Origin of the sequence: Burkholderia sp. BDU5 (assembly GCF_001522845.1) — a bacterium.
GTDB classification, from domain to species: Bacteria; Pseudomonadota; Gammaproteobacteria; order Burkholderiales; family Burkholderiaceae; genus Burkholderia; species Burkholderia mayonis.
Window position 1 is genome coordinate 11,783 of sequence record NZ_LOWC01000015.1, and the last position, 21,944, is coordinate 33,726.

Below are 21,944 nucleotides of genomic sequence, written 5' to 3' on the forward strand. Positions count from 1 at the left end.
GTGCGCGGCCAAGGTTTTTTTCGACACGTCGCATGGATCTCGATTTCTGGTGGCTGCTCGCCATTCCCGTCGCGTTCGCGCTCGGCTGGATGGCGTCGCGCTACGACCTCAACAAACTGCTGTCCGAGAGCGCGAATCTGCCGCGCTCCTATTTCCGCGGCCTGAACTTCCTGCTGAACGAACAGCCGGACAAAGCCATCGACGCGTTCATCGAAGTCGCGAAGCTCGATCCCGAAACGGTCGAGCTGCACTTCGCGCTCGGCAACCTGTTTCGTCGGCGCGGCGAGACGGACCGCGCGATCCGCGTTCATCAGAACCTGCTGAGCCGCAACGATCTGCCCGTGAACGAGCGCGACCACGCGCTCTTCGAGCTCGGGCAGGACTTCCTGAAGGCGGGCCTGCTCGACCGCGCGGAAGAGGCGTTCCACAAGCTCTCCGAAGGCGACTACGCGCTCGACGCGCAGCGCGCGCTCCTCACGATCTACGAGATCGAGAAGGACTGGAACAAGTCGATCGACACCGCGGCGCGGATCGAGTCGATGGGCGCGCCGCGTCTCGCGACCGAGATCTCGCAGTTCCATTGCGAACTCGCGCAGGACGCGCTGCTGCGCAAGAATGCCGCGCTCGCGACCGAGCATTTGCGCGAGGCGCTCACGGTGAATCCGCAGAACGCGCGCGCAACGATCCTGTCGGGCGACGCGGCCGCCGCGGCGGGCGACCATCGCGCGGCGATCGAACACTGGCGCCGTATCGAGATGCAGAATCCCGCGTATCTGCCGCTCGTCGCCGACAAGCTGATGAAGTCCTACACTGCGCTCGATCAGGCGGCCGACGGCGCCGAGCTGCTGACGGGCTATGCGGAACGCTATCCGTCGAACGATCTGCTCGACGTCGTCTATCAGTACGTCGCGCAGATGCGCGGCAACGACGTCGCGCACGCGCTCGCGCGCACGCAGATGGAGAAGGCGCCGAACCTGTCCGGCATGCTGCATTTGCTCGACGCGCAGATCGCGACGGCCGGCGAGCCGCGCCGCGCGGAGCTCGAAATGATGCGCTTGCTCGTCAAGCAGCGCACCAAGAATTTGCCACGATATACATGCCAGAATTGCGGTTTCCGGGCGCGCCTTTTCTACTGGCAGTGCCCTGGATGCAGCGGATGGGAAACCTACGCGCCGCGGCGCGTCGAACCCGCCGTTGCGTAATGGGGGCAGGCCGCGCGGGATGGCGTGAGATCGCCGCCGCGGGCCTGAACCGGGCGGACGTCGTCCGCTCGAGCGAATCATCGGAATACTTATGAAGATCACCATCATCGGCACGGGCTATGTGGGCCTCGTCACCGGCGCGTGTCTCGCCGAGATCGGCCACGACGTGTTCTGTCTCGACGTCGATCCTCGCAAGATCGACATCCTGAACGACGGCGGCATGCCGATTCACGAGCCCGGGCTGCAGGAAATCATCGCGCGCACCCGCGCGGCGGGGCGCATCACGTTCTCGACCGATGTCGAGGCGAGCGTCGCGCACGGCGAGATCCAGTTCATCGCGGTCGGCACGCCGCCCGACGAGGACGGTTCCGCCGATCTGCAGTACGTGCTCGAGGCCGCGCGCAACATCGGCCGCTACATGACGGGCTACAAAGTGATCGTCGACAAGTCGACGGTGCCCGTCGGCACCGCGCAGCGCGTGCGCGGCGTGGTCGAAGAGGCGCTCTCCGCGCGCGGGCTCGCCGGCAGCGCCGAGCATCGCTTTTCGGTCGTGTCGAATCCCGAATTCCTGAAGGAAGGCGCGGCCGTCGACGATTTCATGCGTCCTGACCGGATCATCATCGGCGTCGACGACGACGCAGCGGGCGCAATCGCCCGCGAGAAGATGAAGAAGCTCTACGCGCCGTTCAACCGCAACCACGAGCGAACGATCTACATGGACGTGCGCTCGGCCGAATTCTCGAAGTACGCGGCGAACGCAATGCTTGCGACGCGCATCTCGTTCATGAACGAGATGTCGAATCTCGCGGATCGCGTCGGCGCCGACATCGAAGCGGTGCGGCGCGGGATCGGCTCCGATCCGCGGATCGGCTATCACTTTCTGTATGCAGGCGTCGGCTACGGCGGCTCGTGCTTTCCGAAGGACGTGCAGGCGCTCATCCGCACTGCGAGCGAGAACGGCCAGCCGCTCAAGATTCTCGAGGCGGTCGAGGACGTGAATCACGCACAGAAGAACGTGCTGCTCGACAAGATCGAGAAGCGCTACGGCGCCGACCTGACGGGCCGCACGTTCGCCGTCTGGGGGCTTGCGTTCAAGCCGAACACCGACGACATGCGCGAAGCGCCGAGCCGGCGTCTGATCGCGTCGCTGCTCGCGCGCGGCGCGACGGTGCGCGCATACGATCCCGTCGCGGTCGACGAAGCGCGGCGCGTGTTCGCGCTCGATCTGCGCGATGCGCCCGACGCGCTCGCGCAGCTCGCGTTCGTCGACTCGGCCGACGATGCGCTCGCGGGCGCGGACGCGCTCGTGATCGTCACCGAATGGAAGGAATTCAAGAGCCCGGATTTCACGCATCTGAAGTCGGTGCTGAAGGCGCCCGTGATCTTCGACGGCCGCAACCTGTACGAACCCGATGCGATGGCCGAGCTCGGCATCGATTACCACGCGATTGGACGCCCCTATGTCGAGCCCATCTCTTCCGAGCGCGCATAAGCATGCGGCGTTGCCCGCCACGGCGCGCGTCGTGGCGCGCGAGCAGATCGCGAAATCGCGCGTGCTCGTCGTCGGCGACGTGATGCTCGATCGCTACTGGTTCGGCAACGTCAACCGGATCTCGCCCGAAGCGCCCGTGCCCGTCGTGCACGTGCAGCGGCAGGAGGAGCGGCTGGGCGGCGCGGCGAACGTCGCGCGCAACGCGGTGACGCTCGGCGGCCAGGCGGGCCTTCTGTGCGTCGTCGGTGGCGACGAGCCGGGCGAGCGGATCGTCGAACTGCTCGGCGCGAGTGGCGTGACGCCGTATCTCGAGCGCGATCCGTCGCTGCCGACGACGATCAAGCTGCGCGTGCTTGCGCAGCAGCAGCAATTGCTGCGCGTCGATTTCGAGGCCGCGCCGACGCACGAAGTGCTGCTCGCGGGGCTCGCGCGCTTCGACGCGCTGCTGCCGTCGTACGACGTCGTGCTGATGTCGGATTACGCGAAGGGCGGGCTCACGCACGTGACGACGATGATCGCGAAGGCGCGTGCGGCGGGCAAGCCCGTGCTCGTCGATCCGAAGGGCGCCGACTGGGCGCGCTATCGCGGCGCGTCGCTGATCACGCCGAACCGCACGGAGCTGCGCGAGGTCGTCGGGCAGTGGACGTCCGAGGACGATCTGCGCGCGCGTGTGACGAAGCTGCGCGGCGAACTCGCGCTCGACGCGCTCTTGCTCACGCGTTCGGAAGAGGGGATGACGCTCTTTTCGAACGATGGCGAGCTGCACGTCAGCGCGCTCGCGCGCGAAGTGTACGACGTGTCGGGCGCGGGCGACACGGTGATCGCAACCGTTGCGACGATGCTCGGCGCGGGGCTGCCGCTCGTCGAAGCGGTCGTGCTCGCGAATCGCGCGGCGGGTATCGTGGTCGGCAAGCTCGGCACCGCGACTGTCGAGTACGACGAACTGTTTCATTGAACGGCGCACGGCGCGCGCTGCCGCGCGCCGTGCGCACACTCTTATCGGTAGGACGATCATGACTCTCATCGTTACCGGCGCGGCCGGCTTCATCGGCGCGAACATCGTCAAGGCGCTGAACGAGCGTGGCGAGACGCGCATCATCGCGGTCGACAACCTGACGCGCGCGGACAAATTCAAGAACCTCGTCGATTGCGAGATCGACGACTACCTCGACAAGACCGAGTTCGTCGAGCGCTTCACGCGCGGCGATTTCGGCAAGGTGCGCGCGGTGTTTCACGAAGGCGCCTGTTCGGACACGATGGAAACCGACGGTCGCTACATGATGGACAACAATTTCCGCTACAGCCGTGCGGTGCTCGACGCGTGTCTCGCGCAGGGCGCGCAGTTCCTGTACGCGTCGTCGGCCGCAATCTACGGCGGGTCGAGCCGCTTCGTCGAAGAGCGCGAGGTCGAAGCGCCGCTCAACGTCTACGGCTATTCGAAGTTCCTGTTCGACCAGGTGATCCGCCGCGTGATGCCGGGCGCGAAGAGCCAGATCGCGGGCTTCCGCTACTTCAACGTGTACGGTCCGCGCGAGTCGCACAAGGGCCGGATGGCGTCGGTCGCGTTCCACAACTTCAACCAGTTCCGCGCCGAAGGCAAGGTCAAACTGTTCGGCGAATACAACGGCTATGGTCCGGGCGAGCAGACGCGCGATTTCGTGTCGGCCGAGGACGTCGCGAAGGTGAACCTGTATTTCTTCGATCATCCGGAGAAGTCGGGCATCTTCAATCTTGGCACCGGCCGCGCGCAGCCGTTCAACGACATTGCGACGACGGTCGTCAACACGCTGCGCGCGCTCGAAGGCAAGCCGTCGCTCACGCTCGCCGAGCAGGTCGAGCAGGGCCTCGTCGAATACGTGCCGTTCCCGGACGCGCTGCGCGGCAAGTACCAGTGCTTCACGCAGGCCGACCAGACGAAGTTGCGCGCGGCCGGCTACGATGCGCCGTTCCTGACGGTGCAAGAGGGCGTCGATCGCTACGTGCGTTGGCTGTTCGGCCAACTGTAAGCAACGCGCCCGCGTCCTTAGACTGGATCTCACGGTCGGCAGCCGCCGGCCGTTTTTTACGGAGATCCAGATGCTGAAGAAACTTCTCGCGGCGGTCGCGCTGTGCGCCGCGACCGCACACGGATGGGCTGCCGTCGACGTCAACGTCGCGAACGACGATGCGCTGCGCGGCATCAAGGGTATCGGTCCGGCGAAGGCCAGGGCGATCGTCGACGAGCGGACCGCGCACGGCCCGTACAAGGATGCGGCCGACCTCGCGCGGCGCGTGAAGGGCATGGGCGGCAAGACGGTCGAGCGCTTGCAGGCCGAAGGCCTCGCGATCGGCGCGGCGCGTGCGCCTGCCGCCTCCACGGCCCCGCAGAAAGCGGCCGCTGCCGGCAAGAAATAATCCGGTCTGCTGACGATGCCGGCGCCGGCGGTCCAGCGGCCGGCGGTTGGGTGATGCCTCCTTCAGGCGCCGCTTCGGCGGCGAATTCCCGCGGCGCACGCCGCGGGCTTTTTGCATTGCCCGAGCGCCCGCGCGAAGGCCGCACGTCCATGGGCGCAGCCGCCTTGACGGCCATCGTGCGCGCACGTTTCTCCGCTGGTTTACAATCGATTCATTCATCGGCATCGGATAAACGTGACGTTCATGGCTTACAAAACTATCGAAGACACGATCGGCAATACTCCGCTCGTGCAACTCGTCCGCCTGCCGGACGACGAGATTCGCGCCCGCAACAACGTGATTCTCGCGAAGCTGGAAGGCAACAATCCAGCGGGTTCGGTAAAGGACCGTCCCGCGCTGTCGATGATCCGCAAGGCGGAAGAGCGCGGCACGATCAAGCCGGGCGACACGCTGATCGAGGCGACGAGCGGCAATACGGGGATCGCGCTCGCGATGGCGGCGGCGATCCGCGGCTACAAGATGGTGTTGATCATGCCGGAGGATCTGTCCGTCGAGCGCCGCCAGAGCATGGCCGCATACGGCGCCGAAATCGTGCTGACGCCGGTGAAGGGCGGGATGGAATTCGCGCGCGATCTTGCCGAGCAGATGCAGCGCGAGGGCAAGGGCGTGATCCTCGACCAGTTCGCGAATGCCGATAATCCGCTTGCGCATTACGAAGGCACCGGCCCGGAAATCTGGCGCGAGACCGACGGCCGCATCACGCACTTCGTATCCGCGATGGGCACGACGGGCACGATCATGGGCACGTCGCAGTATCTGAAGGAAAGGAATCCGAACATCGAGATCGTTGGCGCGCAGCCGGAAGAAGGCTCGCGCATTCCGGGCATCCGCAAGTGGCCGGAAGCGTATCTGCCGAAGATTTTCGATCGCAGTCGCGTCGACCGCGTCGAGAACGTGAGTCAGGCCGCGTCCGAGGCGATGGCGCGCAAGCTCGCGGCCGTCGAGGGCATCTTCTGCGGAATCTCGTCGGGCGGCGCGTGCGAAGTCGCGCTGCGCATCGCGCGGCAGATCGAGAACGCGACGATCGTGTTCATCGTTTGCGACCGTGGCGATCGTTATCTGTCGACGGGCGTATTCCCTGCGTAACGCGCGTCGTCGTCCAGCCGGACCGCAAAAGAAAAAGCGCCGCTTTCGGCGCTTTTTTTCATTCGGGCGACCGCGCGCCGTTTCATTCCGACGATGGCTGTGTGGCGGGCGCGGTATTGTCCGGCGGCGACGTCAGCGCGCCGCTCGCTTCCATTTGTTCCTTCACGCGCTCGCCCAACTGATACACGGCGAGCGCATAGAAGAAGCTGCGGTTGTAGCGGGTCAGCACGTAGAAATTCTGCAGCCCGAGCTTGTACTCGGTCGCGCGGCCGGGCGTCGGCAGGTCGATCACCGTGACGGGCGTGCTCGCCTCCGACGCGATGTTGACGGACGGCTCGTCGAGCACGAGGCCCGCGCGCAGCAATTGCGACAACACCCAATGCGGCTCGGGCCGGCCATCGGCCGCCGCTTGCGCGACGCCTTGGCTGCCCGTGTCGGGCGCGATGCTCCATATCACCGGCCGGCCGGTTTCCCAGCCGTGCTGCTTCAGATAGTTCGCGACGCTGCCGATCGCGTCGGCCTGGCTCGCGCGCAGGTCGATGTGGCCGTTGCCATCGTAATCGATCGCGTATTCGCGGATGCTGCTCGGCAGGAACTGTGGAATGCCGACCGCGCCCGTATACGAGCCGAGCACGCTCGTCGGATCGAGCTGGCTGTCGCGGGTCCACACGAGGAAGTCTTCGAGGTTCTTGCGGAACGTCGCCTGGCGCGTGTCGCGATTCGGCGTGCTCGGATAGTCGAACGCGAGCGTCGTCAGCGCGTCGAGCGTACGGAAGTTGCCCATGTAGCGACCGTAGATCGTCTCGACGCCGATGATGCCGACGATCACTTCGGGCGGCACGCCAAATTCCGCCGACGCGCGTTGCAGCGTCCCCTGGTTCGCGCGCCAGAACTTCACGCCCGCGTTCACGCGCACTGCGTCGAGAAAGCGCGATTGATAGACTCGCCAGTTCTTGACCGTGGGCGACGGCGCGGGCATCACAAGCTTCGCGGCGGTCGCCGAGTAGCTGACGCGTGCGAAGAGCGCATGCAGCGCGTTCGCGTCGAAGTCGTGGCGCGCGACCATGTCGGAGATGAACGCGTCGATCTTCGGATTGTTTGCGTAGCGCTGCGGGACGATTTCTTCTTCGAACGTCTGTCCTTGCGGCACGCTCGATTGCGGCTGCGCTTGCGCGACGACGGCTGCGGCGGGCTGCGTTTGTGCGACGGCGGTGGACGCGAAGAGCGTCGCGGCAAGCGACAGCGCGGCGAACGGGAAGCGAAGACGGAGCGCGAGCGGGGCGGGTGCGGCAGGCTGGTTGAAAGTCATGTCGAGGCGAGGCGGACGAGGCGGATGATTTCGGGGCAGTATAACCGACACGTCCTCCGCGCCGGCCCGGCGCTGGGCGCGATGTGGTAAGTTAGCGGCGAAGTTCGCACCAGACGATATCGCGGACATCCTTGACGGAGACCTGCGGCGCGCACTGGCCGCGTCGCGGAACGAGCATATGCCAACGGCCTTTTACACCCACCCCGACTGCCTGCTGCACGAGATGGGGGAGTGGCATCCCGAGTCGCCGGCACGGCTGTCGGCGATCCAGGATCAACTGATCGCGAGCCGCCTCGACGACCTGATCGTCCACGAGGCGGCGCCGTTCGCGAGCGAGACGGCGCTTGCCCGCGTGCATACGCAGGCGCATATCGACTACATCCGCAGCCGGATTCCGAAGGAAGGCTACGTCGAGATCGATCCCGACACGTCGATGAACCGCCATACGTGGCGCGCCGCGCTGCGCGCGGCGGGCGCGGCCGTCGAGGCGACCGACGCGGTGCTCGAGGGCCGCTACGACAACGCGTTCTGCAGCGTGCGTCCGCCCGGCCATCATGCGGAGCCCGCGCGCGCGATGGGCTTCTGCTTCTTCAACAATGTCGCGATCGCCGCGCGCCATGCGCTCGAGATTCACGGACTGGAGCGCGTCGCGATCATCGATTTCGACGTTCATCACGGCAACGGCACCGAGGCTGCATTCGCGAACGACGAGCGCGTGCTGATGTGCAGCTTCTTCCAGCATCCGCTGTATCCGTTCTCGGGCGCCGATCATCAGGCGCCGAACATGGTCAATCTGCCGATGCCTGCGCGCGCGAACGGAATGGCGGTGCGCGAGGCGGTCGATCTGATGTGGCTGCCGCGGCTCGACGAGTTCAAGCCTCAGATGGTGTTCGTGTCGGCAGGCTTCGATGCGCATCGCGAGGACGACATCGGCGGGATGGGTCTCGTCGAGGCCGACTACGAGTGGCTCACGACGCAGATCTGCGAAGTTGCGCGGCGGCATGCGCAAGGCCGGATCGTGAGCTGCCTCGAAGGCGGCTACAACCTGTCCGCGCTCGGGCGCAGCGTGGTCGCGCATTTGCGCGTGCTTGCCGGGGTGTGAGCGCGCGGCGAGTGTCGCGCAGGCGCGCGGCGGTGCTTCGGGGCGTTGGGGCATGTGTGGTGACGAGCTGACGCGCGCGCGTGCTCCACCGGGTTCGTACGACGAAGATGCTGATCCGCGCAGCCGCTCGCCGGCATCTGGCCGCGAAGCCGCGTAGCGGACGCGATCGTTCGATATCCCTACCATCTGCGGATACGCGGGCTCGGCCGCCGCGCTTTCGCATCCGATCCGGGAATTTCAGTTTCGCTCGGGCACATGCGCCAGGATCCATTCGATCAACGCGCCGATCACGCGCTCACGTTCCAGATCGTTCATCGTCTCGTGATAGCAGCCTTCGTATAGCGTGAGCGTGCGGTCGGGCGAGCCGACGTGCGCGCCGAAATCGCGGCTGCCGTCGGGTTCGGTCAGCTTGTCGGCGGTGCCGTGATAGACGAGAACGGGCACGCGCAGCGCAGCGCGGCCGCGCTCGATCCGCTGCATTGCATCGAGAATTTCGGCGCCGGTGCGCGCCGGTACCGAGCCGTGGTGGACGAGCGGGTCGGCGCGATTTGCGGCGACCACGGCCGGATCGCGCGACAACAGCGCGGCGTCGATCTTGATCGCCGGAAAGCGGGGCCACGCGCGGCTGATGAAGCGGCTCATCGCGAGCATCCACTTCGGCACGTCGCGCCCGGGCGCGAGCGCGGGGCTCGACAGGATGAGGCCCGCGAGTCCGGAGCGGCGCGCGGCCCCGCGTTCGATCATGTAGAGCGCGGCGACCGCGCCGCCCATGCTGTGCCCCATCAGGAAGAGTGGGGTGTCGTCGCGCGCCGCGCTCGAGACGAGCGCATCCGCGTCCTGCAGATACTGATCGAAGCGCTCGACCCATGCGCGTGCGCCGGGCGAATGTCCGTGTCCGCGCAGATCGGCCGCGACGACTTCGATGCCCGCCGCAGTCAGGCGCTCTGCGAGCGCCTGGTAGCGTCCCGCGTGCTCGGCGAGCCCGTGCACGAGCGCGACGGTCGCGCGCGGCACGGCGAACGACGCCGCGGCGGGCCACCGGTATGACGAGAGTTCGAGCCCGTCGCCGGTGCGTAGGCGTTCGCGCTGCGGGGCCACGCCGGCATTGGCAGGGGCGGCGAAGCGAGGCGAAATCGAAGCGGCAGCGTCCATGGCGGAAGTCTCCGGAGCATGTTGTCATGAAGGATGCGCTCGATCATAGACGCCGTCCGTGACGGCCCGTGCGGGCGCATTCCTCTAATCGCGTTTGGTTATGAAAAGGTGGAAATCGATTATTAAGGGAAATGTGGCGGATGCGGTAAACTCGCGGGCCATTCCCTAGATGCGGCGGCGGTCGACAGCGAAGCCCGGCATACCCGGCTGCGCCGTTCCGCCGTTTTGTTTACATGATCGAAATTCGCAACCTTTCGCAGCGTTTCGAGGGGCCTCGCGGCTGGATCGAAGCGTTGCACAACGTCAATCTGACGATTCCGCAGGGCGAGGTCTTCGGCATCATCGGCCGCAGCGGCGCGGGCAAGAGCACCCTCGTGCGCACGATCAACCTGCTCACGCGGCCGTCGGAAGGCCGCGTGATCGTCGGCGGCCGCGACCTGACGCAACTGTCCGCGAGCGAGCTGCGCAACGCCCGGCGCGACATCGGGATGATCTTCCAGCACTTCAACCTATTGTCGTCCCGCACCGTGTTCGACAACGTCGCGCTGCCGCTCGAGCTCGCGGGCGTGAAGCGTGCGGAGATCGAGACGACCGTGCTGCCGCTGCTCGACCTCGTCGGCCTCACCGCGCAGAAGGACCGCTATCCGGCGCAGATCAGCGGCGGGCAGAAGCAGCGCGTCGGCATCGCGCGCGCGCTCGCGAGCAAGCCGAAGGTGCTGCTGTCCGACGAAGCGACGTCCGCGCTCGATCCCGAGACGACGCGCGCGATCCTCGACCTGCTTCGGCGCATCAACCGAGAGCTCGGCCTCACGATCGTCCTCATCACGCACCAGATGGAAGTGATCAAGGACGTGTGCGATCGCGTCGCGGTGCTCGACGCGGGGCGCGTCGTCGAAGAGGGCAACGTGATCGACGTGTTCATGCGGCCGCATCACGAGGTCACGCGCGCGCTGATTGGCGACGTGATCGCGCAGGAGCTGCCGCCCGCGATGAAGGCGCGCGTCGCCGAGCGCCTGAAGACGGGCTCGGGCCATCTGCTGCGCCTCGCGTTCACGGGCTCGGGCGTCGATCAGCCGATCCTGTCGGAGACGATCCGGCGCTACGAGCTGGACTTCAACATCCTGCACGGCCAGATCGACGAGATCCAGGGCCGCGCGTTCGGTTCGCTCGCGGTGCTCGCGACGGGCGAGCCGGGCAAGGTGGGGCAGGCGTTCGCGTATCTGCGCGAGCAGGGCGTCGTCGTCGAGGAGCTTTCGTATGTTGAGTGAAATGTTCGATATGTTCGTGCAGTCGTTCTGGGAGACGCTGATCATGGTCGGCATTTCCGGGGCGGTCGGCGCGCTCGTCGGCCTGCCGCTCGGCGTGCTGCTCTATCTGACCGATCGCCAGGGCGTGCTGCAGAACCTCGCCGTGAACCGCGTGCTGGGCGGCATCGTCAACGCGGTCCGCTCGACGCCGTTCATCATCCTGCTCGTCGCGGTGATTCCGTTTACACGCCTTGCCGTCGGCTCGTCGATCGGCACCGCGGCGGCCGTCGTGCCGCTCACGATCGCGGCGGCGCCGTTCATCGCGCGGCTCGTCGAGACGGCGCTGCGCGAAGTCGATCGCGGCCTCATCGAAGCCGCGCAGGCGATGGGCGCGACGACGGGCCAGATCGTGTTCAAGGTGCTGCTGCCCGAATCGCTGCCGGGCATCGTCGCGGGACTCACGATCACGTTCGTGTCGCTCGTCGGCTATTCGGCGATGGCGGGCGCGATCGGCGGCGGCGGGCTGGGCGACCTCGGCATCCGCTACGGCTATCAGCGCTATCTGCCGGAAGTGATGTGGACGGTCGTTGCGATCCTGATCGTGTTCGTGCAGATCGTGCAGTCGTTCGGCGATTGGCTCGTGCGGCGCCTGAGTCACAAGTAAAACAACGATTGCGAGCGAGCGCCGCGCGTCGTGACCGACGGCGGCGCCGCAACCGCAGAGGAGATCCGAAGATGCAACGAAGAACGATGCTCAAACTCGCCGCCGCGTTCGGCGCGGCCGCATGCGTCGCGAGCGCGCGTGCGCAGGTGCAGGCGCAGCCGATCAAGGTCGGCGTGACGGGCGGCCCGCACGCGCAGGTGATGGAGGAAGTGAAGAAGGTCGCCGCGAAGGGCGGGCTCGACATCAAGATCGTCGAGTTTTCGGATTACGTGCAGCCGAATGCGGCGCTCGCGGCAGGCGACATCGACGCGAACAGCTATCAGCATTATCCATATCTCGAAGCGCAGGTGAAGGATCGCGGCTACAAGATCGTCAAGGTCGCTGACACCGTCACGTTCCCGATGGGGATCTATTCGAAGCGCGTGAAGTCGCTCGCGGAGCTGCGCCCGGGCGCGCGGATTGCGATCCCGAACGATCCGACGAACGGCGGCCGCGCGCTATTGCTGCTGCAGAAGCAGGGCCTGCTGAAGCTGCGCGACGGCGCGGGCCTGAAGGCGACGCGCTTCGACGTCGTCGACAATCCGAAGCAACTGAAGATCGTCGAGCTCGACGCCGCGCAGATTCCGCGCTCGCTCGCCGACGTCGACGCGGCCGCGATCAACACGAACTACGCGATGGAGGCCGGACTCAAGCCGAAACAGGACGCGATCGCGATCGAGGGGCCGAACGGTCCGTACGCGAACATTCTCGCGGTGCGCGCCGAAGACAAGGACAAGCCGTGGGTCGCGAAGCTCGTCGCCGCGTACCGGTCGCCCGACGTGAAGCGCTTCATCGAACGCCAATTCGGCGGCGCGGTGATCACCGCATGGTGAGCGGAACGCGGGGCGCTGCCGATTAGAGGCGGAGGTCGAAAACCCGGGCTTGGCGTCCGGGTTTTTTCTCTTTTAAAATAGAACGACCGTTCGCTATTGTCGGCATGCCGCAAGGGGGCGCTATCCTCGGTAGCCGCAAATTGAATGACCGGTGTTGCCGCCGCGTGGGCGAGCCTCGCTATAAAATGGCCGCTGGTCGTATTCGTAACTTTGGAGCGTGTGCATGAAAATCCTGGTGCCAGTGAAGAGAGTGGTCGATTACAACGTGAAGGTCCGGGTGAAGACGGACGGCACGGGGGTCGATATCGCGAACGTGAAGATGTCGATGAATCCGTTCGACGAGATCGCGGTCGAGGAAGCGGTGCGCCTGAAGGAAGCGGGCGTGGCGACGGAAGTGATCGCGGTGTCGGTGGGCGTCGCGCAGGCTCAGGAAACGCTTCGCACGGCGCTCGCGATCGGCGCGGACCGTGCGATTCTCGTCGAATCGAACGACGAAGTGCAGCCGCTCGGCGTCGCGAAGATCCTGAAGGCGCTGGTCGACAAGGAGCAGCCGCAGCTCGTGATTCTCGGCAAGCAGGCGATCGACGACGATTCGAACCAGACGGGGCAGATGCTGGCGGCGCTCGCGAACCTGCCGCAGGCGACGTTCGCGTCGAAGGTGACGATCGCCGACGGCAAGGCCACGGTCGCGCGTGAAGTGGACGGCGGCGCGGAGACGCTGTCGCTGACGCTGCCGGCGGTGGTGACGACCGATCTGCGCCTGAACGAGCCGCGCTACGTGACGCTGCCGAACATCATGAAGGCGAAGAAGAAGCCGCTGGAGACCGTGAAGCCGGAAGACCTGGGCGTGGACGTTGCGCCGCGTCTGAAGACGCTGAAGGTGGTGGAGCCGGCGAAGCGCGCGGCGGGCGTGAAGGTGCCGGACGTGAAGACGCTGGTCGAGAAGCTGAAGACCGAAGCCAAGGTGCTGTAAGGGGAGCGGAAAGAGATGACGATTCTGGTAATTGCCGAACATGACAATGGGTCGATCAAGGCGTCGACGCTGAACACGGTGGCTGCCGCCGCCGCAGTTGGCAAATTCGTCGGCGGCGACATTCACGTGCTGGTCGCGGGCCACAACGCGCAGGGCGCGGCGGACGCGGCGGCGAAGATCGCGGGCGTCGCGAAGGTGCTCCTGGCCGACGCGCCGCAACTCGAAGCGGGTCTCGCGGAGAACGTCGAGGCGACCGTGCTGAACATCGCGAAGGACTACTCGCACATCCTCGCGCCCGCGACGGCGTACGGCAAGAACATTGCGCCGCGGATCGCGGCGAAGCTGGACGTCGCGCAGATCAGCGACATCACGGCGGTCGACTCGGCCGATACGTTCGAGCGCCCGATCTACGCGGGCAACGCGATCGCGACGGTGCAGTCGAGCGATCCGATCAAGGTGATCACGGTGCGCGCGACGGGCTTCGACCCGGTTGCGGCGGAAGGCGGCAGCGCGTCGGTCGAGAAGATCGAGGCGGCGGCGGATGCGGGTGCGTCGCAGTTCGTGAGCCGCGAGGTGACGAAGCTGGACCGTCCGGAGCTGACGTCGGCGAGCATCATCGTGTCGGGCGGCCGGGGCTTGGGCAGCGGCGAGAACTACACGAAGGTGCTGGAACCGCTGGCGGACAAGCTCAGCGCGGCGCTCGGCGCATCGCGTGCGGCGGTCGACGCGGGCTACGTGCCGAACGACTACCAAGTGGGCCAGACGGGCAAGATCGTCGCGCCGCAGCTGTACATCGCGGTGGGCATTTCGGGCGCGATCCAGCATCTGGCGGGGATGAAGGATTCGAAGGTGATCGTCGCGATCAACAAGGACCCCGAAGCGCCGATCTTCAGCGTGGCCGACTACGGCCTCGTCGGCGATCTGTTTACGCTCGTGCCGGAACTCGTGAACGAGCTCGGCTGACGCGCAGCGCGCGTCGCGTTCAGCGCACGGAGCAAGTCGAACATGAACAAAGGGGCGCGGCGAGCGCCCCTTTTCACACCATAAACGGACCAGGAGAGGAGCACCATGAGCTATACCGCACCCGTCAAGGACATGCTGTTCGTGATGAAGGAGCTGGCCGGCATCGACGAGGTCGCGAAGCTGCCCGGCTACGAGGACGCTGGCTTCGATACGGCTGCCGCCGTGCTCGACGAATCGGCGAAATTCTGCGGCGAGGTGCTCGCGCCGCTCAACGTCGAAGGCGACAAGAATCCGAGCAGTTGGAAGGACGGCGCCGTCACCGCGACGCCCGGTTTCAAGGAGGCGTTCCGCCAGTTCGTCGAAGGCGGCTGGCAGGGGCTGCAGCATCCGACCGAATACGACGGCCAGGGTCTGCCGAAGCTGATCGCGACGCCGTGCATCGAGATGCTGAACGCGTCGAACCTGTCGTTCGCGCTGTGCCCGCTCCTGACCGACGGCGCGATCGAAGCGCTCCTCACGGCCGGCACCGACGAACAGAAGTCCCGCTACGTGCCGAAGCTCATCTCCGGCGAGTGGACGGGCACGATGAACCTGACCGAGCCGCAGGCAGGCTCGGACCTCGCGCTCGTGCGCTCGCGCGCGGAGCCGCAAGGCGACGGCTCGTACAAGGTGTTCGGCACGAAGATCTTCATCACGTGGGGCGAGCACGACATGGCCGACAACATCGTCCACCTCGTGCTCGCGCGCACGCCGAACGCGCCCGAGGGCGTGAAGGGCATCTCGCTCTTCATCGTGCCGAAGTTCTTCGTCAACGACGACGGCAGCCTCGGCGCGCGCAACGACGTGCACTGCGTGTCGATCGAGCACAAGCTCGGCATCAAGGCGAGCCCGACCGCGGTGCTGCAGTACGGCGACCACGGCGGTGCGATCGGCTATCTCGTCGGTGAAGAGAATCGCGGCCTCGAGTACATGTTCATCATGATGAACGCGGCGCGCTTCGGCGTCGGCATGCAGGGGATCGGCGTCGCCGACCGCGCGTACCAGAAGGCCGCCGAGTTCGCGAAGGAGCGTGTGCAGAGCCGCCCTGTCGATGGCTCCGCGAAGCAGTCGGTAACGATCATCCATCATCCGGACGTGCGCCGGATGCTCGCGACGATGCGCGCGCTGACGGAAGGCGCGCGTGCGCTGTCGTACGTCGCCGCCGCGCATAGCGATCACGCGCATCGCGCCGCCGACGAAGGCGTGCGCGCGAAGCATCAGGCGATCTACGAGTACCTGGTGCCGGTCGTGAAGGGCTGGAGCACCGAGATGGTCAACGAGGTCGCGAGCCTCGGGATTCAGGTGCACGGCGGGATGGGCTTCATCGAGGAGACGGGCGCTGCGCAGTATTATCGCGACGCGCGGATTCTCGCGATCTACGAAGGCACGACCGCGATCCAGGCAAATGACCTCGTCGGCCGGAAGACGGCGCGTGACGGCGGCGCGGTTGCGAAGGCGATCGTCGGCGAGATCCGGCGGACGGTCGAAGCGCTCGGCGCGCACGACGGCCCGGCATTCGCCGCGATGAAGACGCAACTGGCGCACGGTGCGCGCGCGCTGTCGGACGTCGTCGATTTCGTCGTCGCAAACGTGAAGGGTGATCCGAACGCCGTGTTCGCCGGCAGCGTGCCGTATCTGAAGCTCGCGGGCGTCGTGCTGTGCGGCTGGCAAATGGCGCGCGCGCTTCTCGTCGCACAGCGGAAGCGCGCCGACGATCCGAAGTTCTACGACGCGAAGATCGCGATCGCGCAGTTCTACGCGGAGCACATCCTCGTGCAGGCAAGCGCGTTCGAAGCGTCGATCGTCGGCGCGAAGGGCGGCCAGAGCGTGTTCGCGCTGACGGAAGACCAGTTCTGATCGTCCGGTTCGGTCAGTAGACGTGGAAACGAAGAACGGCGCCCCTGAGGGCGCCGTTCTTTTTGGGAAGCGCGGCCGCACGCACATGCGGCTGCGCCGGTCGCGCATCAGCGCGTCATGCGTATGCCGGGCGGTGCTCGCCGTCCGTTTCGGTCAGATAGCGATGCACCGACAGGTCGTCCGCGCGGATCGCGGGCTTCTTGCCGGACATCAGGTCCGCGAGCAACTGGCCCGAGCCGCACGACATCGTCCAACCGAGCGTGCCGTGGCCCGTATTGAGGAACAGATTCGGCACGGGCGTGCGGCCGACGATCGGCGTGCCGTCCGGCGTCATCGGGCGCAGGCCGGTCCAGAACGACGCATTCGCCGTATCGCCGCCGCCCGGGAACAAGTCGTTGACGCACATTTCGAGCGTTTCGCGGCGTGCTTGGCGCAGCCGCTTGTCGAAGCCGACGATCTCCGCCATTCCGCCGACGCGGATGCGGTCGTCGAAACGGGTGATCGCGATCTTGTAGGTCTCGTCGAGCACGGTCGACACGGGCGCCTTCGCGGCATCGACGATCGGCGCGGTGATCGAATAGCCCTTCAGCGGATACACCGGAATCTTCACGAGATTCGCGACGAGGTTCGTCGAGTACGAGCCGAGCGCGACCACGTACGCGTCGGCGCGCACCATCTCGCCGCCGCACTGGACGCCGGCGATCTTGCCGCCCGCAATCGCGAGCGCATCAATGCTCGTATTGAAGCGAAACTTCACGCCGAGCTGCTCGGCGAGCGCGGCCAGGCGCGTCGTGAAGAGCTGGCAGTCGCCCGTTTCGTCGCCCGGCAGCCGCAGCCCGCCCGTCAGCTTGTGCGAAACCGCGGCGAGCGCCGGTTCGGCCTTCTTTAGTTCGTCGCGCGACAGCAGTTCGAACGGCACGTTCGCGTCGCGCAGCACAGCAATATCCTTCGCGGCGCCGTCGAGTTGCTGCTGCGTGCGGAACACCTGCAGTGTGCCGCCCGTGCGGCCTTCGTACTGGATGTCCGTCTCGGCTCGCAGCGCCTGCAGGCAATCGCGGCTATATTCGGCGAGGCGCACCATGCGGCCCTTGTTCAGCGCATAGCGCTCGGTCGTGCAGTTGCGCAGCATCTGCCACATCCATTGCAGCTGGAAGCGCGTGCCGTCGAGACGGATCGCGAGCGGCGCATGCTTTTCGAACATCCACTTGACCGCCTTCAGCGGCACGCCGGGCGCAGCCCACGGCGCCGCGTAGCCGGGCGAGATCTGGCCCGCGTTCGCAAAGCTCGTGTCGAGGGCGGGGCCGGCCTCGCGGTCGATCACCGTGACTTCGTGGCCCGCGCGCGCCAGATAATAGGCGCTCGCCACGCCGACCACGCCGCTGCCCAAAATAACCACACGCATAGCTGCTCCGGATAGAAAACGCCGGATGGCGCGCGGCGCACCCGATGCGCTCTGCGATCTACATCCGACCTAGTTTTTTTCGCTATGGTATTGTTGAGTTACTAGGTTTTGTTATTGTATTTTTTCAATTTTCAGTAAAAAGCGATGAGAACTCAACGTCAGCCAGTGCGCGCGCTCGACAAGCTGGACCGGCGCATTCTGAAGCTGCTGCAAGAGGACGGCCGCATGGCGATGAAGGACCTCGCCGAGCGCGTCGGACTGACGGTCACGCCTTGCATCGAGCGGGTGCGGCGGATGGAGCGCGACGGCGTGATCACCGGCTACCACGCGCGCGTCGATCCTGGGCAGCTCGGCGCGGCGCTCCTCGTGTTCGTCGAGATCACGCTCGATCACAAGAACGGCAACATGTTCGAGCAGTTCCGCCGTGAGGTGATGAAGATCGACGAAGTGCTCGAATGCCACCTCGTGTCGGGCGATTTCGACTATCTGATCAAGGCGCGGATCGGCGAGATGGCCGACTACCGGAAGCTGCTCGGCGACATCCTGCTGCAACTGCCGGGCGCCGTGCAGTCGAAGAGCTACGTCGTGATGGAGGAAATCAAGGAGACGCTGATGATCGCGGTCGACGAGTGATCGCGAGAGCGCACATCCGAAGTGCTTGGCACGTGCCGCCAATTACTGTATAAATATACAGTAATTGGCGGCATTGTCATTGGCGGCTTCGGCCGCTTACCAGAGGCGTGATGAGCGATCGATCCGACGTCGAATATCCGGTGGCGCCGCCCGTGCCCCGCAAGGGGCGCGGCGCGGTGGACAACCTGCAGGGGCGCTACGAGACCGTCGCGCGCGAGGTGATCGACGACGGCTGGGCGCGCGACGACGAACGCGAGCCGCCTGTCCCGTTGCGCACACAGGTGTTCGAGGAGCGCGCGAGAACGATTCTCACGCGCAACGCATCGCCGGACATCCCGTTCAACGTGTCGCTGAATCCGTACCGCGGCTGCGAGCACGGCTGCATCTACTGCTTCGCGCGGCCGACGCACAGCTATCTTGGACTGTCGCCGGGGCTCGATTTCGAGAGCCGGATCTACGCGAAGGTGAACGCGGCGGAATTGCTCGAGCGCGAGCTCGCGAAGCCGCGTTACGTGCCGGAGCCGATCGCGCTCGGCGTGAATACCGACGCGTATCAGCCAGTCGAGCGCGAACTGCGGATCACGCGGCAGGTGATCCAGGTGATGCACGATAACGGGCAACCGTTCGCCGCGATCACCAAGTCGTCGTTGATCGAGCGGGATCTCGACCTGCTCGCGCGGATGGCCGAGCGTCAGCAGGTGATGGCGGCCGTCACGATCACGACGCTCGATCCCGAACTCGCGCGCGCGCTCGAGCCGCGCGCCGCGACGCCTGCGCGCCGGCTGCGGACGATCCGTGCGCTGCGCGACGCGGGTGTTCCGGTCGGCGTGAGCGTCGCGCCGATGATCCCGTTCGTCACCGAGCCCGATCTCGAGCGCGTGCTGGAGGCGTGCGCGGACGCGGGCGCGACGCATGCAAGCTATATCGTGCTGCGGCTGCCGTGGGAGGTCGCGCCGCTTTTCACAGAATGGCTTGCCGCGCATTTCCCGGATCGCGCGGAGCGGGTGATGGCACGTGTGCGGGACATGCGCGGCGGCAAGGACTACGACTCCGATTTCAGCTGGCGGATGAAGGGCGAAGGGATATGGGCGGATCTGCTCAGGCAGCGCTTCCGGATGGCGGCCAAGCGCTGCGGACTGAACGAGCGCACGCATGGCATTCTCGATTTTTCGCAGTTTCGCGCGCCGCAGCGGCTGAAGCCGCCGAAGCCGCTCGCGCTGCCAAGCTCAGCGCGGAAGGCTGACGACGGTTCGCAGCTCAGCCTGTTTTGAGTCGCACGTGGTGCGTCGACAGAGCGCGCGGATGCGTCATTGCGAGATCTGCTTCGCGGCCTCGACCTGTGATTCGAAATAGGTCTGGAACGCGAGCGCGAGCCCCGTCATCAACAGGAACGCCCCGATCAGCAACGAAAAGATCACGACGAACACGACGCCCCAGCCGGAGCGGCTGTGGCGGCCCGTGGCGGCGTTGAATTGTGTGTCCCATTTGTCATCGGCGCGCAGCCCGTAGACGAGCGCGGCGAGGAACGCGGCGAGCAGCGATATCGCGCCCGGCACGGCGAGCCACCAGCCGAGCGCGGCCGTGCGTCCCGACGCCGCGAGCAGCAGGAACCCGGGGATGCCGATGCTCGTCGCGAGCAAATGCGCCCAGCCGGCGAGGTCCGTCCAGCCGTACAGATAGAAACGGTGTGCGCCGAGCGAACCGAACAGGAGTGCGAGCAGTGCGGTGAGCGTCTTCGAGCGAAAGCGGGGCGGCGTGGACGTGCTGCTGGACATGTCGGGGCAGGATATTGGGTGTCTTATTCATAGACGCCCCGGCGAGACAGGGGCGCGGCGGTCGGCTCGCATTCTACGATGCGGGGCGCCGCAAGGTCACGCAGCGGTTGCGTCAATGCGTCGCATCATAGGTGATCCGGTAGATCGCGCCCGCATGGTCGTCGCTGATGAGAAGCGATCCGTCCGGCAGTGGCAGCACGTCCGCCGGGCGGCCCCAGACGCTTTCGTCGGGTCTCAACCATCCCTGGACGAACGCTTCCTGGTGCGCGGACCGGCCGTCCGGCGAGGCGATCACGCGCATGACCCGGTAGCCGACCTTGCGGCTGCGATTCCACGAGCCATGCTCGGCGATGAAGATGTTGTTGCGGTATTCGGGCGGGAACATGTCGCCCGTGTAGAAGCGCATGCCGAGCGCGGCGACGTGCGCGCCCAGCTTGAGCACGGGCGGCACGTAGCTTGCGCACGTGTGGCCGTGCCCGAACTGCGGATCGAGCACGTCGCCGCCATGGCAGAACGGATAGCCGAAGTCGAGGCCCGCGCGCGGCGCGCGGTTCAGCTTGTCGTCGGGGCGATCGTCGCCCATCAGGTCGCGGCCGTTGTCGGTGAACCAGAGCTCGCCCGTCGCCGGATGCCATGCGAAGCCGACCGTGTTGCGCACGCCGCGCGCGTAGACCTCATAGCCGCTACCGTCGGGGTTCATCCGGCCGATCATCGCGTAGCGGTCGCGGTCGGCGACACAGATGTTGCACGGCGCGCCCGTCGGCACGTAGAGCTTGCCGTCAGGGCCGAACGCGATGAATTTCCAGCCATGATGACGCTCGGTCGGCAGCGCGTTCGTGACGACGACGGGCTTTGGCGGCGCGGCGAGCCGTTCGTCGATCCGATCGAGGCGCAGAATTCGCGACACGGCCGATACGTACAGCGCGCCATCGCGATACGCGACGCCGACCGGCATCTCGAGTCCCGACGCGATCACATGGTGCGTCCGCACATGGCCGTCGCGCACGACGAGCGCATGCACGTGGCCCTCCATGCTGCCGACGTACAGAATTCCGCGCGGCGACCACGCCATTTCACGCGCGGCGGGCACGTCGTCGGCGAGCACCTGGACGCGAAAGCCGGGCGGCACGCTCAACTCGTCGATCGGCAGTGCGGCGGATGCGGCGGTTGTGGCGAGAACGAGACAGGCGGCCGCAGCGGTGCGTAGCAGCGTCGGCAGGTCTGAGGAAACGATGCGCGACAGGGGGATGAGCGGACGCATGGCGGACGGAGGCGGGCGAGCGCGAAGCGCACGATGGCGGAATTGTAAGCCTTCGGAGAGCGCCTCCGGGATTTTTGTCAGGTAAGTGTTTGTTGTGCCTTCGGTTTCCGGCTATAATCGCACGTTTCAGTAGTTTTCGAACCCGGTTTCCCGAAGGAATTCATATGGTCATCATCCGTCTGGCTCGCGGCGGCTCGAAGAAGCGCCCGTTCTACAACATCGTCGCTACCGATTCGCGCAACCGTCGCGACGGCCGCTTCATCGAGCGCGTCGGCTTCTACAACCCGGTCGCGACGAAGGGCGAAGCACTGCGCATCGCTCAAGACCGTCTGACGTACTGGCAAGGCGTCGGCGCGCAACTGTCGCCGACCGTCGAGCGTCTCGTCAAGCAAGCGCAAAAGGCGCAGCCGGCTGCCTAATATGGCGCGGCGTGCCGGAAGTGCCGGCTGTGAGGTTCGTTG

21 protein-coding genes are annotated in these 21,944 nt (G+C 66.1%); 16 read left to right on the forward strand and 5 right to left on the reverse strand.

Annotation, left to right across the window (positions count from 1 at the left end; all coding sequences use genetic code 11):
* Positions 1-32 precede the first annotated feature (32 nt).
* The 6 genes from lapB to cysM all read left to right on the forward strand — a co-directional run bounded on the left by lapB (position 33) and on the right by cysM (position 6,234).
* On the forward strand, positions 33-1,202 hold the full coding sequence (gene lapB / locus WS69_RS03310) for a lipopolysaccharide assembly protein LapB (protein WP_059469392.1): 1,170 nt from the start codon (positions 33-35) through the stop codon (positions 1,200-1,202).
* A 91-nt stretch (positions 1,203-1,293) separates the two neighbouring features.
* Positions 1,294-2,694, forward strand: a complete 1,401-nt coding sequence (locus WS69_RS03315) for a UDP-glucose dehydrogenase family protein (protein ID WP_059469393.1) — start codon at positions 1,294-1,296, stop codon at positions 2,692-2,694.
* Positions 2,663-3,649: a D-glycero-beta-D-manno-heptose-7-phosphate kinase gene (gene rfaE1, locus WS69_RS03320; RefSeq protein WP_156437912.1), complete on the forward strand. Its 987-nt coding sequence runs from the start codon at positions 2,663-2,665 to the stop codon at positions 3,647-3,649. The genes WS69_RS03315 and rfaE1 overlap by 32 nt, the downstream gene beginning before the upstream one ends.
* A 58-nt stretch (positions 3,650-3,707) precedes the next feature.
* The gene (gene rfaD / locus WS69_RS03325; RefSeq protein ID WP_059469395.1) at positions 3,708-4,700 is read left to right on the forward strand and encodes an ADP-glyceromanno-heptose 6-epimerase; all 993 of its coding nucleotides are present in this window, start codon (positions 3,708-3,710) and stop codon (positions 4,698-4,700) included.
* Between the two features lie 70 nt (positions 4,701-4,770).
* Entirely contained in the window at positions 4,771-5,088 is a 318-nt protein-coding gene (locus WS69_RS03330; protein ID WP_059469396.1) for a ComEA family DNA-binding protein, read from the forward strand.
* 243 nt (positions 5,089-5,331) lie between these two features.
* Positions 5,332-6,234, forward strand: coding sequence for a cysteine synthase CysM (gene cysM / locus WS69_RS03335; protein WP_059469397.1), 903 nt, complete (start codon positions 5,332-5,334; stop codon positions 6,232-6,234).
* An 82-nt stretch (positions 6,235-6,316) separates the two neighbouring features.
* Here the strand turns inward: cysM and mltB are convergent, their stop codons facing one another.
* Positions 6,317-7,543 (reverse strand): lytic murein transglycosylase B, encoded by a 1,227-nt coding sequence (mltB, locus tag WS69_RS03340; protein WP_059469398.1) that lies wholly within the window; start codon positions 7,541-7,543, stop codon positions 6,317-6,319.
* Positions 7,544-7,721: 178 nt separating this feature from the next.
* Between mltB and WS69_RS03345 the strand changes: the two genes are divergently transcribed.
* Positions 7,722-8,645, forward strand: coding sequence for a histone deacetylase family protein (locus WS69_RS03345; RefSeq protein ID WP_059469399.1), 924 nt, complete (start codon positions 7,722-7,724; stop codon positions 8,643-8,645).
* Positions 8,646-8,882: 237 nt separating this feature from the next.
* On the opposite strand, the gene WS69_RS03350 is transcribed toward WS69_RS03345, so the two are convergent.
* Entirely contained in the window at positions 8,883-9,797 is a 915-nt protein-coding gene (locus WS69_RS03350; protein WP_059469400.1) for an alpha/beta hydrolase, read from the reverse strand.
* A 233-nt stretch (positions 9,798-10,030) separates the two neighbouring features.
* Between WS69_RS03350 and WS69_RS03355 the strand changes: the two genes are divergently transcribed.
* The 6 genes from WS69_RS03355 (at position 10,031) to WS69_RS03380 (ending at position 16,412) form a co-directional block, all read left to right on the forward strand.
* On the forward strand, positions 10,031-11,065 hold the full coding sequence (locus WS69_RS03355) for a methionine ABC transporter ATP-binding protein (protein ID WP_059469401.1): 1,035 nt from the start codon (positions 10,031-10,033) through the stop codon (positions 11,063-11,065).
* On the forward strand, positions 11,055-11,708 hold the full coding sequence (locus tag WS69_RS03360) for a methionine ABC transporter permease (RefSeq protein WP_006025728.1): 654 nt from the start codon (positions 11,055-11,057) through the stop codon (positions 11,706-11,708). Before WS69_RS03355 ends, WS69_RS03360 begins: the two co-directional genes overlap by 11 nt.
* A 71-nt stretch (positions 11,709-11,779) precedes the next feature.
* Positions 11,780-12,580, forward strand: coding sequence for a MetQ/NlpA family ABC transporter substrate-binding protein (locus WS69_RS03365; protein WP_082715907.1), 801 nt, complete (start codon positions 11,780-11,782; stop codon positions 12,578-12,580).
* Positions 12,581-12,803: 223 nt separating this feature from the next.
* Positions 12,804-13,553: an electron transfer flavoprotein subunit beta/FixA family protein gene (locus tag WS69_RS03370; protein WP_059469403.1), complete on the forward strand. Its 750-nt coding sequence runs from the start codon at positions 12,804-12,806 to the stop codon at positions 13,551-13,553.
* Between the two features lie 15 nt (positions 13,554-13,568).
* Positions 13,569-14,516 (forward strand): electron transfer flavoprotein subunit alpha/FixB family protein, encoded by a 948-nt coding sequence (locus WS69_RS03375; RefSeq protein WP_059469404.1) that lies wholly within the window; start codon positions 13,569-13,571, stop codon positions 14,514-14,516.
* Between the two features lie 105 nt (positions 14,517-14,621).
* Positions 14,622-16,412: an acyl-CoA dehydrogenase gene (locus WS69_RS03380; protein ID WP_059469405.1), complete on the forward strand. Its 1,791-nt coding sequence runs from the start codon at positions 14,622-14,624 to the stop codon at positions 16,410-16,412.
* Between the two features lie 115 nt (positions 16,413-16,527).
* Here WS69_RS03380 and WS69_RS03385 read toward each other — a convergent pair whose 3' ends face one another.
* The gene (locus WS69_RS03385; RefSeq protein WP_059469406.1) at positions 16,528-17,814 is read right to left on the reverse strand and encodes a D-amino acid dehydrogenase; all 1,287 of its coding nucleotides are present in this window, start codon (positions 17,812-17,814) and stop codon (positions 16,528-16,530) included.
* 144 nt (positions 17,815-17,958) lie between these two features.
* Between WS69_RS03385 and WS69_RS03390 the strand changes: the two genes are divergently transcribed.
* Positions 17,959-18,447, forward strand: coding sequence for an Lrp/AsnC ligand binding domain-containing protein (locus WS69_RS03390; protein ID WP_059469407.1), 489 nt, complete (start codon positions 17,959-17,961; stop codon positions 18,445-18,447).
* A 110-nt stretch (positions 18,448-18,557) separates the two neighbouring features.
* Positions 18,558-19,718 carry a PA0069 family radical SAM protein gene (locus tag WS69_RS03395; RefSeq protein ID WP_059469408.1) on the forward strand — a complete coding sequence of 387 codons (1,161 nt, stop codon included), beginning with the start codon at positions 18,558-18,560 and terminating at the stop codon, positions 19,716-19,718.
* Between the two features lie 36 nt (positions 19,719-19,754).
* On the opposite strand, the gene WS69_RS03400 is transcribed toward WS69_RS03395, so the two are convergent.
* Both WS69_RS03400 and WS69_RS03405 read right to left on the reverse strand, forming a co-directional pair.
* Positions 19,755-20,222 carry an NINE protein gene (locus tag WS69_RS03400; protein WP_059469409.1) on the reverse strand — a complete coding sequence of 156 codons (468 nt, stop codon included), beginning with the start codon at positions 20,220-20,222 and terminating at the stop codon, positions 19,755-19,757.
* A 112-nt stretch (positions 20,223-20,334) separates the two neighbouring features.
* Positions 20,335-21,483 carry a PQQ-dependent sugar dehydrogenase gene (locus WS69_RS03405; protein WP_059469410.1) on the reverse strand — a complete coding sequence of 383 codons (1,149 nt, stop codon included), beginning with the start codon at positions 21,481-21,483 and terminating at the stop codon, positions 20,335-20,337.
* Between the two features lie 164 nt (positions 21,484-21,647).
* Between WS69_RS03405 and rpsP the strand changes: the two genes are divergently transcribed.
* Positions 21,648-21,902, forward strand: a complete 255-nt coding sequence (rpsP, locus tag WS69_RS03410; protein ID WP_004189402.1) for a 30S ribosomal protein S16 — start codon at positions 21,648-21,650, stop codon at positions 21,900-21,902.
* The last annotated feature ends 42 nt before the right edge of the window (positions 21,903-21,944 follow it).

Excerpts from the sequence above, each read along its gene's own strand:
- lapB (WP_059469392.1), top strand. The coding sequence starts at position 33 with ATGGATCTCGATTTCTGGTGGCTGCTCGCCATTCCCGTCGCGTTCGCG.
- WS69_RS03315 (WP_059469393.1), top strand. The coding sequence starts at position 1,294 with ATGAAGATCACCATCATCGGCACGGGCTATGTGGGCCTCGTCACCGGC.
- rfaE1 (WP_156437912.1), top strand. The coding sequence starts at position 2,663 with ATGTCGAGCCCATCTCTTCCGAGCGCGCATAAGCATGCGGCGTTGCCC.
- rfaD (WP_059469395.1), top strand. The coding sequence starts at position 3,708 with ATGACTCTCATCGTTACCGGCGCGGCCGGCTTCATCGGCGCGAACATC.
- WS69_RS03330 (WP_059469396.1), top strand. The coding sequence starts at position 4,771 with ATGCTGAAGAAACTTCTCGCGGCGGTCGCGCTGTGCGCCGCGACCGCA.
- cysM (WP_059469397.1), top strand. The coding sequence starts at position 5,332 with ATGGCTTACAAAACTATCGAAGACACGATCGGCAATACTCCGCTCGTG.
- mltB (WP_059469398.1), bottom strand. The coding sequence starts at position 7,543 with ATGACTTTCAACCAGCCTGCCGCACCCGCCCCGCTCGCGCTCCGTCTT.
- WS69_RS03345 (WP_059469399.1), top strand. The coding sequence starts at position 7,722 with ATGCCAACGGCCTTTTACACCCACCCCGACTGCCTGCTGCACGAGATG.
- WS69_RS03350 (WP_059469400.1), bottom strand. The coding sequence starts at position 9,797 with ATGGACGCTGCCGCTTCGATTTCGCCTCGCTTCGCCGCCCCTGCCAAT.
- WS69_RS03355 (WP_059469401.1), top strand. The coding sequence starts at position 10,031 with ATGATCGAAATTCGCAACCTTTCGCAGCGTTTCGAGGGGCCTCGCGGC.
- WS69_RS03360 (WP_006025728.1), top strand. The coding sequence starts at position 11,055 with ATGTTGAGTGAAATGTTCGATATGTTCGTGCAGTCGTTCTGGGAGACG.
- WS69_RS03365 (WP_082715907.1), top strand. The coding sequence starts at position 11,780 with ATGCAACGAAGAACGATGCTCAAACTCGCCGCCGCGTTCGGCGCGGCC.
- WS69_RS03370 (WP_059469403.1), top strand. The coding sequence starts at position 12,804 with ATGAAAATCCTGGTGCCAGTGAAGAGAGTGGTCGATTACAACGTGAAG.
- WS69_RS03375 (WP_059469404.1), top strand. The coding sequence starts at position 13,569 with ATGACGATTCTGGTAATTGCCGAACATGACAATGGGTCGATCAAGGCG.
- WS69_RS03380 (WP_059469405.1), top strand. The coding sequence starts at position 14,622 with ATGAGCTATACCGCACCCGTCAAGGACATGCTGTTCGTGATGAAGGAG.
- WS69_RS03385 (WP_059469406.1), bottom strand. The coding sequence starts at position 17,814 with ATGCGTGTGGTTATTTTGGGCAGCGGCGTGGTCGGCGTGGCGAGCGCC.
- WS69_RS03390 (WP_059469407.1), top strand. The coding sequence starts at position 17,959 with ATGAGAACTCAACGTCAGCCAGTGCGCGCGCTCGACAAGCTGGACCGG.
- WS69_RS03395 (WP_059469408.1), top strand. The coding sequence starts at position 18,558 with ATGAGCGATCGATCCGACGTCGAATATCCGGTGGCGCCGCCCGTGCCC.
- WS69_RS03400 (WP_059469409.1), bottom strand. The coding sequence starts at position 20,222 with ATGTCCAGCAGCACGTCCACGCCGCCCCGCTTTCGCTCGAAGACGCTC.
- WS69_RS03405 (WP_059469410.1), bottom strand. The coding sequence starts at position 21,483 with ATGCGTCCGCTCATCCCCCTGTCGCGCATCGTTTCCTCAGACCTGCCG.
- rpsP (WP_004189402.1), top strand. The coding sequence starts at position 21,648 with ATGGTCATCATCCGTCTGGCTCGCGGCGGCTCGAAGAAGCGCCCGTTC.